The sequence below is a fragment of the Nocardia sp. NPDC051052 genome (assembly GCF_044456045.1).
In the GTDB taxonomy this organism is placed as follows: domain Bacteria; phylum Actinomycetota; class Actinomycetes; order Mycobacteriales; family Mycobacteriaceae; genus Nocardia.
This window is the reverse complement of the sequence record NZ_JBITFL010000012.1, coordinates 115,306-131,807: the sequence shown is the minus strand read 5'-3', so window position 1 is coordinate 131,807 and position 16,502 is coordinate 115,306. Positions and strand designations below refer to the sequence as shown.

Annotated in this window: 12 protein-coding genes and 1 tRNA gene; 5 read left to right on the top strand and 8 right to left on the bottom strand. The window is 65.7% G+C overall.

Annotated features, from left to right (window positions below):
• Nucleotides 1-87 precede the first annotated feature (87 nt).
• Nucleotides 88-1,791 (bottom strand): MDR family MFS transporter, encoded by a 1,704-nt coding sequence (locus ACIBCN_RS34280; RefSeq protein ID WP_396995846.1) that lies wholly within the window; start codon nt 1,789-1,791, stop codon nt 88-90.
• 289 nt (nt 1,792-2,080) lie between these two features.
• Between ACIBCN_RS34280 and ACIBCN_RS34275 the strand changes: the two genes are divergently transcribed.
• A tRNA-Met gene (locus ACIBCN_RS34275) sits at nt 2,081-2,154 on the top strand.
• Here the strand turns inward: ACIBCN_RS34275 and ACIBCN_RS34270 are convergent.
• Nucleotides 2,152-2,295: a hypothetical protein gene (locus tag ACIBCN_RS34270; protein ID WP_396995845.1), complete on the bottom strand. Its 144-nt coding sequence runs from the start codon at nt 2,293-2,295 to the stop codon at nt 2,152-2,154. The two genes, ACIBCN_RS34275 and ACIBCN_RS34270, sit on opposite strands and share 3 nt — an antisense overlap.
• Here ACIBCN_RS34270 and ACIBCN_RS34265 point away from each other — a divergent pair.
• On the top strand, nt 2,294-3,154 hold the full coding sequence (locus ACIBCN_RS34265) for an NRDE family protein (protein ID WP_396995844.1): 861 nt from the start codon (nt 2,294-2,296) through the stop codon (nt 3,152-3,154). The genes ACIBCN_RS34270 and ACIBCN_RS34265 overlap by 2 nt on opposite strands.
• Complete coding sequence (locus ACIBCN_RS34260) at nt 3,151-3,444, top strand: acyl carrier protein (protein ID WP_396995843.1); 294 nt, start codon at nt 3,151-3,153, stop codon at nt 3,442-3,444. Before ACIBCN_RS34265 ends, ACIBCN_RS34260 begins: the two co-directional genes overlap by 4 nt.
• On the opposite strand, the gene ACIBCN_RS34255 is transcribed toward ACIBCN_RS34260, so the two are convergent.
• The 4 genes from ACIBCN_RS34255 to ACIBCN_RS34240 all read right to left on the bottom strand — a co-directional run bounded on the left by ACIBCN_RS34255 (nt 3,425) and on the right by ACIBCN_RS34240 (nt 12,823).
• Entirely contained in the window at nt 3,425-4,789 is a 1,365-nt protein-coding gene (locus ACIBCN_RS34255) for an aldehyde dehydrogenase family protein (protein ID WP_396995842.1), read from the bottom strand. The two genes, ACIBCN_RS34260 and ACIBCN_RS34255, sit on opposite strands and share 20 nt — an antisense overlap.
• The gene (locus ACIBCN_RS34250) at nt 4,790-5,890 is read right to left on the bottom strand and encodes a phenazine antibiotic biosynthesis protein (protein ID WP_396995841.1); all 1,101 of its coding nucleotides are present in this window, start codon (nt 5,888-5,890) and stop codon (nt 4,790-4,792) included. It lies immediately after the preceding gene.
• A 97-nt stretch (nt 5,891-5,987) separates the two neighbouring features.
• Nucleotides 5,988-6,551 carry a hypothetical protein gene (locus ACIBCN_RS34245; RefSeq protein ID WP_396995840.1) on the bottom strand — a complete coding sequence of 188 codons (564 nt, stop codon included), beginning with the start codon at nt 6,549-6,551 and terminating at the stop codon, nt 5,988-5,990.
• A 68-nt stretch (nt 6,552-6,619) separates the two neighbouring features.
• Nucleotides 6,620-12,823 carry a type I polyketide synthase gene (locus tag ACIBCN_RS34240; protein WP_396995839.1) on the bottom strand — a complete coding sequence of 2,068 codons (6,204 nt, stop codon included), beginning with the start codon at nt 12,821-12,823 and terminating at the stop codon, nt 6,620-6,622.
• Nucleotides 12,824-13,141: 318 nt separating this feature from the next.
• Between ACIBCN_RS34240 and ACIBCN_RS34235 the strand changes: the two genes are divergently transcribed.
• A complete protein-coding gene (locus tag ACIBCN_RS34235; RefSeq protein WP_396995838.1) occupies nt 13,142-14,392 on the top strand; it encodes a cytochrome P450 in 1,251 nt (416 codons plus the stop codon).
• Nucleotides 14,392-15,276, top strand: coding sequence for an NAD(P)-dependent oxidoreductase (locus ACIBCN_RS34230; RefSeq protein WP_396995837.1), 885 nt, complete (start codon nt 14,392-14,394; stop codon nt 15,274-15,276). Before ACIBCN_RS34235 ends, ACIBCN_RS34230 begins: the two co-directional genes overlap by 1 nt.
• On the opposite strand, the gene ACIBCN_RS34225 is transcribed toward ACIBCN_RS34230, so the two are convergent.
• Complete coding sequence (locus ACIBCN_RS34225) at nt 15,273-15,605, bottom strand: DUF2511 domain-containing protein (protein WP_396995836.1); 333 nt, start codon at nt 15,603-15,605, stop codon at nt 15,273-15,275. The genes ACIBCN_RS34230 and ACIBCN_RS34225 overlap by 4 nt on opposite strands.
• A gap of 119 nt (nt 15,606-15,724) precedes the next feature.
• Nucleotides 15,725-16,471: a hypothetical protein gene (locus ACIBCN_RS34220; protein ID WP_396995835.1), complete on the bottom strand. Its 747-nt coding sequence runs from the start codon at nt 16,469-16,471 to the stop codon at nt 15,725-15,727.
• Nucleotides 16,472-16,502: the final 31 nt, after the last annotated feature.

Below are 16,502 nucleotides of genomic sequence, written 5' to 3'. Positions count from 1 at the left end.
ACAACGTAACGTGTCGCTAATATTCGATTCTTCCGCCGCACGGATTGTCCGAATTATCGCTCAATTCGGACTACCACTCGCAGTTTCTCAGACAGCTCCGCCCGCGCTGACATCGGAATCCTCGACCCCGCCGGATTCCCGCAGCGGGATCTCCTTCCAGAACAACACCATGACCAATGCGACCACCGCGAGCACGGAAGCGGCGACGTACACCGTCGACATGGATTCGGCGAAGCCCGTCTGCAACGGCCCAGCGAGAGTCGGGTTCAACTGCTGAATCACCGAACTGTCGTCGAGCACCTTCTGGACCGCGGCTTGGTCGTGATGCACCAGCCCCTGCGCGAAGGCCACGTCGGCCGGGTTGCCGCTGTGCAAACCCGCCACCACCGCCTGCTGATACGCCGGGCGGGTCGAAGCCGCCTCGATCGCGGCGGTCACCTTGGTCGGCAGCAGGCCGAACAGCGTCGACAGCATCGCCGCGACACCGAGCGTGCCGCCGACCTGACGGAAGAAGGTCGCGGCCGCGCTCGATACACCCATGTCCTTGGGCGCAGCGGCGTTCTGGATGGCTAAGGTGATGGGCTGCAACAGATTTCCCAGCCCGAATCCGGTGATCGCCATGAAGATCATGGTTCGCCACAGCGGCGTATCCGGCGTCAGATAGTGGAACAGGAACAAGCCGACAGCGACCGTGGCGGTGCCGATAATCGGGAAGGCTCGGTAGCGACCGGTCCGCGAGATGAGCCGGTTCGACACGATCGAACCCACCATCAGCCCACCGACCATCGGCAACAGCTGCAGACCCGCGGCTATCGGACTGGCACCCCGGACAACCTGCAGGTACTGCGGAACCAGAATGATGCCGCCGAACAGGGCCGCACCGACAACCATCGCGATCGCGACGCCGAGCGCGAAAGTCCGATTTCGGAACAGCCGCAACGGAATCAGCGCCGCGTTGCCCATCTTCGCTTCGATACCGACGAACGCGACCAGCCCGACCACACCGATCGAGTAACAGGCCAACGCGCCCACGCTGGTCCATCCCCAGCTACGCCCCTGCTCCGCCACGATCAGCAACGGCGCGATGCCGGCGGCGAAGGCCACCGTGCCAAGCCAGTCGACCGGCCCCCGAGCCGAATTACTCCTCGGCATCCGCACCACGCGATACACCACAACCAGCGCGATCAGGCCGATCGGCACATTGATCAAGAACACCCAGCGCCACCCGGTGATCCCCAGAATGGCGTGCTGACTGGCGAAAAGCCCGCCGAGCACCGGGCCGATCACACTCGCCGTCGCCCAGGTGGCCAGGAAATGCCCCTGGTACTTCGCCCGCTCGCGCGGACTCACGATGTCGCCGAGCACGGCCGACGCGAGCGACATCAGCCCACCCGCCCCCACGCCCTGAATGGCACGGAACGCCGCGAGCTGATACATCGACTGCGCCACCGTGCACAGCAGCGATCCGCCGACGAATATCGCGATCGCGGCGAGCAGAAATGGCCTGCGGCCATACATATCCGACAATTTGCCGTACAACGGCGTTGTCAATGTCGCGGTGATCAAATATGCCGTGGTGACCCACGCCTGCAAGGAGTAGCCGGACAGGTCATCGGCGATGGTCCGGACGGCGGTCGCGGTGATCGTCTGATCCAGCGCCGCCATGAACATGCCGAGGACCAGGCCACTCAGAATGATCAGCACCTGCCGATGCGTGAAACCGGCCGGACCCGCCTGCGCCGCGGGCACAGCCGCCCGCTCGGTCCGATGTCCGCGATGAGTCAGCGCCATCAGCAACTCCTGAAATCAGAATCAAGCATCAGTTGTCGAACTGCGGCCATTCCCATCCCCGGACCGCGGCGACCTCGCGCCCACAAGCTAAGCAGCAACCATAAACCTCGGTCACGATTCGGGAAACGACGAGTGATGTCTATCTCAAACACCCCAGCACAGTGATCCAGACCACACTCCCTGGTGGCTCACGGGTGCCCGCCTCCGAGTCGTCCAGCCTCGCTTCGACACGCCCTACCAGGCGTTTTCGCATCTAGGCACGCAGTGTGTAGGGTTGGGGAACACCCGACGCGGGGTGGAGCAGCTCGGTAGCTCGCTGGGCTCATAACCCAGAGGTCGCAGGTTCAAATCCTGTCCCCGCTACAAACGATACGGCCCGAAACCTTTTGGTTCCGGGCCGTTTTCGTTGTCGCCGGGCGGCGCGGACAGGCCATTCGGATTTTCACTCTTGCCCGGCGATTCGAGCATTCCCGCCGGGACGCGGTCCGGCATGCTGAAGCCCATGTGTCTGGTACTGATCGGCTGGCGCGCACACCCGGAGTATCGGCTGATCGTGGCGGCCAACCGCGACGAGTTCTACACCCGCCCAACGGAATCGCTGCGCTGGTGGCCCGAGGTACCGGGGCTGCTTGCGGGCCGGGATCTGGAGGTCGACAACCAGGTGCCGGGCTCGTGGCTAGGCCTGGTACCCGGCGATCGCCGATTCGCGGCGGTGACCAACGTCTACGGCCGCAGGGAACACCGCACCGACGCCCGCTCTCGTGGCGCACTGCCCATGGCGTACCTGCGCGGCGTGACCGGACCCGAGAAATTCGCGCGTGCGATCGCGGCAGCCCCCGACGACTACAACGGCTACAACCTGGTGGTCTCGGACCTGGAATCGCTGTGGTGGCACAGCAATCGGAGCACCGCGACCCCGCTGGAACTCACTCCGGGACTGCACGGGCTGTCCAACGGCGCCCTGCTCGGCTCCTCGAATCTGGCCGATCCCACCGAGATTCGCACCGAATCCGATGCACCCGCATGGCCGAAGGTGTGGGAGGGCCTGCGCGGCCTGCACGCCGTGATCGATTCCGATCCTGCCGATGTGCCGGGCTACCTGCGCGTACTTGCCGACCGGACCCTCGCCGCCGACCACGAGCTGCCCGATACCGGTCTGCCGCCGCGGCACGAGCGCGCCGTCTCGGCTCGCTTCGTCGCCGACCTGCTGTATGGAACTCGTTGCAGCACTGTGCTGTTGGTTCGAGAGGACGGCGCATTCTCGATCACCGAGCGATCGTTCGGCCACCGCACCCAGGTGACCGGTGACGCCGTGTACACCGGCAGGCTCGACTTGGACGACGCGGCGGTGGCGGGCCGGTGATCGAAGAACCGCCCGTGCCGAACGTTTTCGACAAGTCGCAGCCGCTCGGTGCGGAGCATGCGTTGATCGAGGTCATCTACCGAGCGGCTGCGGCGGTGCTCGGGCGGCAGACGACGGCCGCGGACCCTACCTTCCATGACATGGGCTTCGATTCGATGGGACTGCTAGAGCTGTGCAACAAGTTGACGGCGCACACCGGACTGACACTGCCCGTCACCGTGCTGTTCGATCATCCGACGCCGTCCGCACTGGCGCGAGAACTCGTGCGGCTCAACACAGCACAGCGTTGACGTAGCTCTTTGTCTGCATCAGGAATTCGACTATGCGGCCGTCCGGTAGGAGCTCGGGTGTCGACCAGTGATCGTCACAGTCACCCACATACGCGGTGCCGATTGTCGGCTCATCCAATATCTGTTCGATGAGCGCCTGCCCGTCCGCCCCGATCACCCTCAGCGCGAGGCTATTTCGCAGCGGAGTCACCCCGTCCGCCGATGACCACGGGGCGATCCATACGCAGGGAAACGGCAGCTCGATACCGAGCTGTGGTGCGTCACCGCGCCCCACCTGGAATACCGCCGGCCGGAGCACGGCGCTGCCGTCGCCGAGCTCATCGACGATCCCATCGCCACCCAGCCAGGCGGTCGTGCCTGCGCCATGGCTGCGCAGATACGTATCGAGCATTCGTGCCGTGGCTACGGATTGCACTGGCAGCACGGCATCTTCGGCTTCCGGCGGCCTGCTCGGCAGGTTCGCGAGCCGTTGCGCGATGGCGTCGGCCACCTGCGCCGGGTCATGCTCTACGAAGATCGCGGTGGTATTGGTGCAGGTGGTGCCGCCCGCATGACCGATCGAGCCGACGATCGCGTCCACCTGATGCCGCCAGTCCTGCCCGGTCAGCAGTATCTTCGAACGCCCTACACCCTGCGTTAGCACCGAGCGATCGGTGGCGTACTTACCGATCACCTCGCCGCCGTAGACCAGCGCCAGGTCCGCGCCGCCGATGAGGTCGTCGGAAACCGTTGGCTCGGTGGGCAGGAGCACGAGGTGGTCGTCCCGGAATCCGGCGGCGCGGAGCGCTCCGACGAGGCGATGCGCGGTGAACGGTTCGCGAGGCGAAGGGCGAACCGCCACGCGGTAGCCCAGCGCCACCGCCTCCAGCCAACGAGACTGCGCTGCGGGATGGTTGCCTGCGGCATTGACCGCGAGCACATCTGCGCGCCTGGACCATACGAGCCGCCGCGCGCGCGGATCACGGTCAGCGCCCGCCGGCCTGACGTCCTGAACCGCCTGGCATACCTGCCGCGCCACGTCCGCGATATACCGGGTTGCGGCGCGCACAGCCGAGATCGGTACCCCCGATACTCGGCTGACCACGTGCTCGTACTCCCGCACCGACAGGTCAGCGATGGTCTCGGTCGCGAAGAGCTGTCCCGCCTTGGTCAGCGCCGCTGCTCGTTCCGCTGCGGGCATCGTCGGCGCCTGCCGCAGCGCAGCGAGGCTGCGGTATACGAATACCGATGGCACCAAAGACATCTCGGCGACCGGCAGCTCGGTGACGGAGCGGATCTCGTGGCGGTTGTCCGCCTGGAAACGTCCACGCGGACCGAGGGCGGCCAGCTGGATCAGGTCACTCATTCAGTAGACGCCCTCGATGACCGGGTTGCCGGACAGCGACGGAATCGGCCGGATATCGGCGACGGAATCACCGAGCCCGCCTTCCGGTGCCCGCACCCGAAGCGCCAGGTCGCGTTCCAGATTGTTCGGCAGCAGCATGCTCTTGCTGACGTGGTTCATGACTACCTGGCCGCGCTCACCGTAGGCCACCGCCGTTCTGGTATCGGGGTCGACCACAGAAAGGAAAATATACGGCGAGAAGGTGTCGAACACGCACGGCTCGTCGTCCGCGAGTCCCGCTCGCTCGATCGACGTGCCGAGCATCGTCACGCTGCCGTAGTAGCCGTAAAAGCTGACATCCGGGAACAGCTCGGTGCGGAATACCCGACGCGTATCCGACCCCATATGCGCACCACCCCAGATGATCCACTCGACTTTGCGGTTGATCAGCTCGACGAGCTCGCCGTTCCGGGATATCCGCTCCAGCAGCGGCGGGGTGACGACCAGAACCGAGATGTCCTGTGTGCGCAGCACAGTCTCGGTCTGCCCCACGAGATGCTCCAGGTACCGCGCGGTCGCTACCCTGTCGCCGGTGCGGATACATTCCTTCACCCACCGCGGATCGATGTCGATGGTGAATCGGAAGCCACCCCTGCGCCGCACCATTTCCGCAGTGAAGTCACCGAACAGATGAGGCCCGCTCGGCACGAGCGCGAGCCAATGGCAGCCGCGCCGAAATCCGCGTATATCGAGATCTCGGCTCGACCATTCCATCAACAGATTCATCCAGTCGGCCATGAACACCAACCGCTTGGGCTTGCCGGTCGTCCCACCCGAGTCATATACCGCGTATATCTCTGGATCGGCACCGTAGCCGCGTGGCACGAGATCGCCCACCGGGACATCCCGTAGCTCGTCGGCCACATCGGGAAACAACGCCAGATCCCGCGGCGTGCGCACGTCGGACAGCGGGTCGAAATCGAAATCCTGCGCCTTGTGTAGCCAGAACGGCGAACCGGTCGCCGGCGAGAAATGCCAGCGCATCGCCGATTCGATGAATTCTTCGGGCGGCATCGCCGGCTCGCAGGTTCCGCGCGAAGACCGGTCGTACACGTGGGTCATGGACTCGACTCCTCGATATCCGCAGGAGACGGCCGGCGGCAGCCAGCCGTCTCCCCAAACGGTCGACGTAATATCGTCAGATCGGCATGCGAAATATTCAGGATGCCGGATGCGAGAATGTCATTGTCAACTTGAAGTCCTCTTTCTTGGCTTTCTTGTCATCGGCCTCGACTTTCTCGGCGCCCTTGGCATCGGCGTCGTCTCCGGCGAATTTGGTCGAATCGTCCGACACCTTGCCCTTGAAATAGAATTTGTCCGTACCTTTACCATCCGGATCACTGCCACTGGTCCGATGGGAAGTTATATGACTGAAAGTACCGTCCGCCCATTTGACGTCCCCCTCGTCTTCGGCCGTGTCATTCGCGGTACCTTTCTCATCCTCAACTTTGCCCTTGAAAGTGACGGATTTCGGTCCATCGATGGCCTTTCCCTTGCCGTCCTTGCAGGTAGCACCATCCTTCTTGACCGTGCCGACCACCTTGGTGTCCTCAGCGTTTTCACTGAGCGGCGGATCGAAAGTGACAGTTCCGGAAAATTCGCACACCGCGTCGATCACTTTATCTGCGGCGCTCGCGACGTTCGGTGTCGAAAAAGACACAGCAACGGCGCACAATGCGAACCCTGCGGCCCAGCTTGCACGGTGGACAGAGGTTTCGAACACGGGCTCTCCTCCTGGAATAGTTTTGTATGTTTTCTTCAAGAGTCGATCGGTCGATTTAATTGTATTATTTAAAACCGTATGGAATTATCCGACACGCGGCGTAGATCCATGCCTTCTTCGGCGGGCACGGCTGCCATGGCGTCGGACAGATACTTGGTCAGCAATGTCGGCGTGGGAAAGTCGAAGATCACCGTCGGCGACAGCCGCAGACCGGTATCCGCGTTCAATCGATTGCGAAGTTCGGTCGCGCACAGCGAATCCAAGCCGAGGCCGACGAACTCGTCTTCGATCGATACCGTGCCCTGCGGTTCGTATCCCAGGACCGCAGTGGTGTGCGCACACACCAGGTCGAGCAGGGCACGATCACGCTCTTCGGCGGGCAAGGCCGCCAGCGGTCGCACGCTGGATCCGTCGCCACCGACCGGCGGCCGCTCGGGCGCGGCGACCACCGCGCCGGTGGCCGCGGGGATCAGATTGAGTGGCGCGAGAACGGCTTCGGTGGACTCGAGCGCCGAATCGAGCAGCGCCAGCCCGTCGGTGATCGGCATCGGCGCCATGCCGCTACGGGCGAGCGTGCGAAGCAGCCGGGCGCCGAGGTCGCTGCCCATTCCGGTCGCGGTGTCCCACCACCCCCACGCGAGCGACACCGCGGGCAAGCCTGCCGACCTGCGCCGCCGCGCCAGCGCATCCAGGAAGGAATTGGCCGCGCCATAACTGGCCTGCCCCGCGACGCCGAACAGTCCCGCGCCGGAGGAGAACAACACGAACCGCGCCACATCGAGGTCTCGGGTCAGTTCGTGCAAGTGCAGTGCCCCATCGACTTTCGGGCGCAGCACCCGATCGACACGCTCCGGCGTCAGCGCCTCGATCACTCCGTCATCGAGGGTGCCTGCGGCATGCACCACCATCGTCAACGGATGCTCAGCCGGTATCCCGTCGAGCACCGCGGCCACGGCCGCACGATCGGCGACATCGCACGCGATGACGCGTACGGTGGCGCCCGCGCCGGTCAGCTCCGCAGCGAGTTCCTGCGCGCCCGGCGCGTGCAGACCACGACGACTCACCAGCACTACGTGCCGGAGCTGATGCTTGCCGACCAGATGCCGGGCGACCAACCCGCCCAACGCCCCGGTACCGCCGGTAATCAGCACCGTGCCGTCTCGATTCACCGCCGTCGGCACGCTCAGCACGACCTTGCCCACGTGCCTGGCTTGACTCATGAACCGGAACGCCCGTGGCGCTCGCTCGATCGGCCAGGCATGCACGGGCAACGGCGAAATCTGCCCGGCAGCGACCAATGTCAGTAGCTCCCTGAGCATTCGGTGGATGTCGTCCGCGTCGAAGTCCGCGAGATCGAACGCGGCATAGGCGACGCCGGAGTGTTCGGCCCGCATCCGTTCGGGGCTGCGGATATCGACTTTCCCCAGTTCGATGAAGCGTCCCTCCGGCGCCAACAGCCGCAGCGACGCGTCGATGTACTCGGATCCGAGGCTGTTCAGCACCACGTCGAGCCCGCGGCCGCCGGTGCGCGCACCGAACTGTTCGGCGAAGCCGAGATCACGGGAGGACGCGATATGAGTGTCCGGTATTCCCAGCGCGCGCAGGACCGGCCACTTCGCTGCGCTCGCGGTGGTGAAGATCTCCGCGCCAAGGTGCGCGGCGAGGTGGATCGCGGCCATGCCGACGCCACCGGTCCCGGCATGGATAAGCAACTTATCGCCGGGTTGGAGCCCGGCGCGCTCGGTCAACGCATGATACGCGGTGAGGTACGCCACCGGGAACGCCGCCGCGGCGCCGAACGACCACCCGGCGGGGATCGGGGCGGCAAGGCGCTGATCGGTGGTCGCGATGGCGGCGAAGGGTGCGGTGAACAGGCCGAGCACTCGATCTCCCGGCCTGAAATCAACCACGTCCGAGCCAGTTTCGATGACGACGCCCGCTGCCTCGCCGGTTCGCCCGATCGCGCCGGGCAGACGGCCGAGGGCAGTGAGCACATCGCGGAAGTTGAGCCCTGCTGCGCGAACGCGGAGACGAATCTCGCCGGGCTGCAACGGCTTCATGGATTCCGGGTGCGGCAGGAGCGCGAAATCGTCCAGCAACCCCGCCTGCTGTTGGCGGAGCCGCCACGGCACTTCACCGGCCGGACAGGGCAAGTCGGCAAAGTCGCCGCTGAGCGACGGGCGATACAACCGGCCCTCCCGTATCCCCACCTGATCTTCGCCCGTGGCGAGCGCGGCCACCATCGCGCGCCATGAGTCCGCGTGCTGATCGAGGTCCATCAGTACGAGCCGACCGGGGTGCTCGGCCTGCGCCGAGCGGACAAGCCCCCAGACCGGAGCGCACGTCAGGTCGGATATGCCCTCGTCGACGCCGACCGCGACGGCTCCCCGGGTCAGCACCACCAGCCGTGACGCGGCGAATCGGTCGTCCGACGTCCATTGCCGGATCAGGTCGCACAGCTCGGTAACGGTGCTGCGGATCCGATCCGCGGACTCGATGTCCCCCTGCACAAAGCACTGCACGAACACCGCCGCCGGTACGACCGGTTCGCGCGCCAGCGCGGCCAGTCGCTCGACATCGCCTGCCGCGATGACTATTTGGGCTTCCGGCGGCGAAGTCGGGTCGGCCGGCTTCGGCATCGGCGTCCATCCGGGGAGGTACAGCCTGGGCTCCGGGCGCGCAACCCGAGCGCGCGCGTGCCGCCACCGCAACGACTCGATCGAGATGACCGGCGCACCGGCCTCGTTCGTGGCCGTGATGGCTACCTCGGTGGGCCCGGTCGGCACCACGTGAACACGCAGGCGTTCAGCACCCCGCGAATACACGGATACGCCCCGCCAGACGAAGGGCACCGGCGGTCCACTCGGGTCGGTGTCGGACGGCGCGATGAAATCGACGCCGCTCACAGCCGCGTCCAGCAGCGCGGGGTGCAGATCGAACCGCGGCCGGACACCGGGATCGATATGCCCGGCGAGATCGACCTCGGTGCAGACCTCGCCTGCGCCCACCCACGCCGCACGCAGGCATTGGAAGGCCGGGCCGAGGGATAAGCCGCGTCTGGCGAGCCGATGGTAGAAGTCGCCGATCTCAGCGATCGCCGCATCGGCGGGCGGCCAGGCCTTGGCGTCGTATTCGAGCGGCTGGGCGGCGGGCGCGAGCACACCGGTGGCGTGCCGGGTCCACGGCGCGGTATCGGTGGTCCCGGCGGGCCGGGAAAGGATCTCCACTGATCGGCCCTCGGTTTCGTGCGCGGTACCGACGACCAGTTGCAGCCACAGTTCTCCGTCTTCCGGCAATTCCATCGGCGATTCCAGCACGAGCTCCCGCACCCGCGCGCAACCCAGCAGTCGACCGGCCCGCAGCGCGAGTTCGAGCATGGCGGTGCCCGGAAACACGATGGCGCCCAGTACCCGATGCTCGGTGAGCCACGGCTGAGTACGGGTGGACACGCAGCCTTCGAGCAGGAAGGTGTCTGTATTCGCGACGGCGGTAACGCTATTCAGCCATGGGTGGCCGATCTCGTCATGGCCGTACGCGGTGCCGGTCCGCACCCGGCGAATCTCGGGCCAGAAGCGCCGTCGCTGAAAGGCATAGGTCGGCAGGCTGATTCGCCGAGTGGTGCGTCCTGCGAAGACGGCGTGCCAGTCCGGCGTCACACCGTGCACGTGGAGCGCGGCGAGTGCGCCCATCACACCGGGCACACCGCCGTCACGCGCGGTCAGCATCGGTATGGTGACGGCGTCATCGGGCAGACATTCCCGCGCCAGCGTGGTCAGCGCACCATCCGGGCCCAGTTCGATAAACCCGGTGACGCCGCAACTTTCGAGTCGACGCATACCTTCCTGGAAGCGCACGGTATCGCGTACCTGCGTCACCCAGTACTCCGCCGAACAGAGTTGCTCGGCCGACGCGAAATCACCGGTCACCGTGGACACGATCGGCATGTTCGGTGGCGAGAAGTCGACGGTGGCAAGGGTTTTCCGGAACTCGTCCAGCATGCCGTCCATATGCGGCGAATGACAGGCCCGGCTCATGCGCAACCGGCGAGTCCGATAGCCCTGTGCCGCCCACGCTTCGGCGATCCGCGCAACGATCGCCCCGTCGCCGGAGATCACCGTCGACGACGGCCCATTCGATGCGGCGACGTTCACCTGGTCTTCGTATCCGGTTAGCGTGGCCAGCACCGCGTCCGCAGGCGCCCCGATCGCGATCATGGCACCGTCGCCCGGCATGGCTTGCATCAGCCGACTCCGGGCGGCGACAACCCGACATGCGTCCGGCAGGGCGAGGACACCGGCCACGTGCGCCGCCGCCAGCTCGCCGACAGAGTGAGCGAGCACGACATCCGGGCGCACTCCGTAGCTTTCCAGCACCCGGAACAACGCGATCTCGAGGGCGAACAACGCGGGGTGCCCGTACGCGATCTCGTCGAGCAGCGCGGACCGCTCGGAACCGGCGGGGGCGAACATGACCTCCCGCAGCGAACAGCCGAGATCGTCGTCCAGGTGCCGACAGACCTCGGTCAAGGCCGCGGCGAAGACCGGGAGTGTTTCGTACAACTGCCTGCCCATACCCGCGAGCTGAGATCCGCCACCCGCGAAAAGGAAAGCGAGCCGAGTACGGGATGGCGCCACACCGCGCTGGATGCCCGGCGTATCACGCTCTGCCAGCAGGGAATCCAACGCGGCCAGGAAATCCGTCCTGGTGCGAGCCAGCACCACCGCGCGGTGCGAGAACGCGGTACGCGTTGTGGCCAAGGAGAATCCGAGATCGGCGATCGAGATTTCGGTGTGCGCGAGCACGTGTTCGCGCAACCGGCGAACCTGTTCGATCAATGCCGCGTCACCTCGGCCCGAGATCGGGCTCGGCACCAGGAATTCGCGAGGTGCCGGATCGCCTTCGGAGCGCATGCCCGGCTCGGGGCCCTGCGGGGCGGCTTCGATGATCGCGTGGGCATTGGTTCCCGTGACGCCGAACGCCGACACTCCCGCCCGGCGCGGCCGCGGCTGCTCCGGCCACGGGGTGCCCTCGGTCAGCAGCGCTATCGATCCGCCGGACCAGTTCACGTGCGGCGTCGGCTTGTCGACGTGCACGGTCGCGGGCAATACACCGTTGCGCATCGCCAGCACCATCTTGAGCACGCCGGCGATGCCCGCCGCGGCCGTCGTATGACCGATGTTCGATTTCACCGACCCGATCCAGAGCGGACGATCCGGCCGCCGGTCCCGGCCATACGTGGCGAGCAGCGCCGCCGCCTCCACCGAGTCGCCGAGCACCGTGCCGGTGCCGTGCGCCTCCACCGTGTCGACCTCGTGCGGGCCGAGCCGGGCGTCGGCGAGCGCGTGCTCGATCACCTGCCGCTGCGCGAGCCCGTTGGGTGCTATCTGCCCGTTGCTCCGGCCGTCTTGATTGACCGCCGACCCGCGGACGACGGCCAACACCGGATGACCGTTCCGCCTGGCCGCCGAAAGCCCTTCCAGCAGAAGCACACCGGCGCCCTCGGCCCACATCGTGCCGTCCGCCGCCGCGGCAAACGGCTTGCACTGACCGTCCGGCGCCAAGCCACGCTGCTTGCAGAATTCGATGAGGGTCCGGGGCGTGGACATCACGGCGGCGCCGCCGGCCAGGGCCATGCCGCATTCGCCGCGGCGCAGCGCTTGAACGGCAAGGTGCAGACCAACGAGCGAGGACGAACACGCGGTGTGGACGGTGAGTGCCGGCCCTTTGAGGTCGAGCGCATAGGAGATACGGCCCGATGCCATGCCGAGTGCGGTGCCGAGAACCCGGTAGCCTTCGGTCGTCTCCGATTGTTCCAAGAGCTCGACGTAGTCGCTATCGGTGACGCCGACGAAGACGCCGGTCTGACTGCCCTTGAGCGTCGCCGGATCGATGCCGGCGCTTTCTATACTTTCCCACGAGATTTCCAGTAATAGACGATGTTGCGGATCCATGGCGAGGGCTTCCCGCGGCGAAATATCGAAGAATCCAGCATCGAATTCATCTGCGTCATGCAGAAAGCAGCCAGCGCGCACATAGAGTGAATCGAGCGGTTCAGAATTGTTCGGATTCGCTACATTCCATCCACGATTATGCGGGAAGGCAGATATTGCATCACGACGATCGACAATGAACTGCCAAAGATCTTCCGGAGATCGAATATCACCGGCGTATCGGCAGGCCATTCCGACAATAGCGACATCGCCCTCGTCAGCACCGAATACAGCAGAATCGCCCGCCAAAATGCCTGCGAGAGAGCTCCTTTCGGCTTCCACGTGACCGATCCTCCCCGAACGTCGCCGACCGATCAGAACACGTCAAGATCACTCCCGCATGATCTTACTGATCATAAACCTTCCATCTGGATACTCACAAGTAACCATAACCATCCCCGGTCAGACCACTGTTGATCACTTGTCCATAGTTGGTTCGCACGACTCGACACCTGCTCTTCAAATTTAAAAGAGGCACGTTCAAGAATCCACCACCTCCGGAGATGGGTGTCCGAAGCAGTGATCTCGCACTGTTAGAATAACTTCGTACAGTTTGGAAGGATCCGCGTTCACATTTGCCTCGTCAGGAGGTCAGCGGCTTTGTCTCATCCAACTCTGACTGCATCCAACCTGCCCGACCTGATCAGCTCCGGTTTCCGTCGCGACCCGTATCCCGCCTTCCATCGTCTGCGTGCGGACGCACCGGTGCACTACAGCGCCCAGTGGCGCGCCTGGCTGATCACTCGGTACCGCGACGTCGTCACCGGACTGAGCGACCCCGCGGTCTCCGCCGACCGCATCACCCCGCGGCTGCGCCAGTTCCCGGCGGCGGACAGGCCACGCTTCGGCGAGTTGACGAAGGTGCTCTCGCAGTGGCCACTGCTGCTCGACCCGCCGCGCCACGCGACCGAACGCGCGCCGCTCACCGCGGCGATGCACCGGTCGGTCATCCAGAAATTTCGTCCGCTGGTCCACGCCGTGGTGACGGAACTTCTGGACCGCGCGCTCGACCGGCAGCACGTGGACGCCGTGGCCGACATCGCCGTCCCGCTGCCGCTCTACGTCGTCGCCGAGCTGCTCGGCGTGCCGCGCGACGCGCTCGATCCACTCAAGCGGTGCGCGATCGATATCGTCGATTTTCTGGGCACACCGCCGGCCACGTACCTGCCCAAGGCCGATGTCGCGACCCGGACGCTGCAGGACACGGTCGAACTCCTGCGGCCCATCGTGCGCGCGCGGGCGCGGCAACCCCGCAACGACCTGATCAGCGCGTTGCTCGCCGCGTCACGCCGCACTGGCGCGGTCGATGAGGACCGCATCATCGCCACCTGCATCATGATGGTCTTCGCCGGATTCGAGACCACCACGAACCTGCTCGGCAATGGGCTGTTACTGCTGATGCGGCACCCCGAGCAGTTCGGGCTACTCCGTGCGACGCCGGAGCTCCTCGATTCCGCGATCAAAGAAATGCTCCGGGTCGAGAGTCCGGTGCAGCGGCTGTCGCGGATGACGACAGCGGATATCCAGTTGAGTGGTCAGCAGATCCCCGCCAATGAGCTGGTCTTCTTCATGGTGGGTGCGGCCAACCGCGACCCCGGCGTGTTCACCGATCCGGATCGTTTCGATATCACTCGACCCGGCGGGCGGCACCTGGCCTTCGGGCACTGGGTACACACCTGTCCGGGTTCGGCCCTGGCGCAGCTGGAAGCCGAGATCCTGTTCGGCGAACTCAGCCGGCGCACCACCGATATCCGGTTGGTCCGCGAGGAAATCGAGTGGCACGAGAACCTTTCCGTCCGTGCGCTGCGATCCCTTCCCGTCACACTGCGCCCCGCCCAGGGGGAACGCTGATGGCACGAGTCGCGGTAGTCGGACTCGGCGCCATGGGCGCACCGATCGCACTGAATTTGGCCCGCGCCGGTCATGAAGTCACCGGATGGAACCGCACTCTCGACAAGGCTCGCCCCCTCGTGACTCAGGGCGTCGAGCTGCGCGATTCCGTGGCCGAGGCGGTCCAGGCCGCCGAGGTGGCGATCACCGTGCTCGGTTCGGCGGACGCCGTCCGCCAGATCGCCTTGTCCGAGATCCTGCCCGCACTGCCCCGCGGTGCCCTCTACATCGACATGAGTACCGTACCCCCTTCTCTAGCACAGGAATTGGCTCAGGAGGGCGGCCGCTATGGGGTCGACGTCTTGGACGCCCCGGTCAGTGGCGGACAGCAAGGCGCGATCGACGGCACCCTCACGGTGATCGTCGGCGGTGCGCACGACTGCGTCGAACGCGCCCGACCCGTGCTCGCCGCGGTGGGCACCACCATTACCCACGTCGGCCCGGCGGGGTCGGGACAGATCGTGAAGGCCGCGAGCCAACTCGTCGTCGGCGGCACGCTCGGCTTGCTCGCGGAAGCGATCGTCCTGCTCGAAGCCTGCGGCATCGACGCGGCAACCGGATTATCCGTTCTAGCAAGCGGACTCGCGGGTAGTCGACTGCTCGACCGGCGCGGCAGCGCGATGTGCGCGCGCGACTACACCCCCCACGGTCGTGCCGAACTGCACCACAAGGACATGGGCATCGTGCTCGACCTAGCCCGTGCCCACGGCGTCAGCGTGCCCCTCGCCACCTGGACCGCGCAGTTGATGGCCGCCCTCGTCGCCCAAGACCTCGGTCACCTCGACCACATCGCGGTCCTGCACGTCGTCGAGCAACTCTCCGGCCGAACCAACACACCTGACTAGCCCGCGAACTCACACAACCGCAACGCCCTGCTGCGCACCGCACCGAGACTGATCTCGTCACCCCCGGAACCTTTGGCCCGCAACGATTCAACGCCCGCCACCCCCGCCTGCTCAGCTTTGTCGTTGAGCGCGTACGACTTCCCGTCCGGCGCAACGAACACCGCCTGCACCCCCGCCCGGCACTCGAGGGTGCCGTGATCGACCGTGAACGGCCACAGGGACCCGAGGTTCTCGCTGGCCACCGCCTGCCTGCTGGACGTCGGCTCGGGCAGCGGCACCGGACTCGGCTGCGCCGCCCCCTCACCCCCTCCCCCGCATGCACTGATCATCAACACACCGCCGCTCGCAACCCCGACCAGCAGTAGACGTCGAACCTTCGAGACCATATCTTCCTCCAAAGCATCGGTATTCAATTCGGCTACGGATGGTGTAGCGCTGAGTGATTCGATCAACTCGCCGGCCGTGATCGGTACATGGTGCGTGGGGCGGGGGCATCGTCGCGGGGCGCCGATCTGACCAGCTCGGCGCGGCTGTGTACGCCCATGGTGTCGTAGAGGTTTCGGATGCGCCGGTACATGGAGCGCTCCGAAAGGTAGTTGTGGCGGGCGATTTCGGCGACCGTCATCGAGGTGCGCAGCATGCGCAGGAGCCGGGTATCGAAGTCGTCCAAGGTGGAGGGGGCAGGTCGGCGGACCTCTCTGGCGGGTACAAGGTTTCGGGAGCGCGGGAGCTCCGGTGCCCGGCGGGCAGTCATCACGTCGCGTGGCGGGCGGCGGTTGTCGCGAGCCGAACGTACGTGGTCGAGCAGTTGGGCGCGCAAGGGTTCGGCTTGCCGCTCGATGGATATCGCGATGTTGACCACGAAGTTGGCACCCGAGCGGATGGCGAAATAGGTCGAGTGGCCGGTGAGGTCGTTGGTGACCGCAACGATCAGTCCCATGGCATGCGTCGCCCGGATCGAGCGCAGACTGTCGGCCTGGGGCTCGGTATTGACCGGCAGCACGATCGGCGCACCGTCGACGTCGCCGCGCGCGGTGAGTTCGTCGTAGTCGGCGAACTCCAGTTGAAAAGCCGGAGCCAGCAGGCTCCCGCATGGCCCGTTCGCCGGATCCAGATAGTCGCGCAGACTCGGATGCGCGAATGCGTTCGGCTTGGCCATCTCGGTGATGTCCCGGCTCAGTTGTGCGGTGTTCATGGAATCCCCCCACTGACTTACTGTTCCTGAC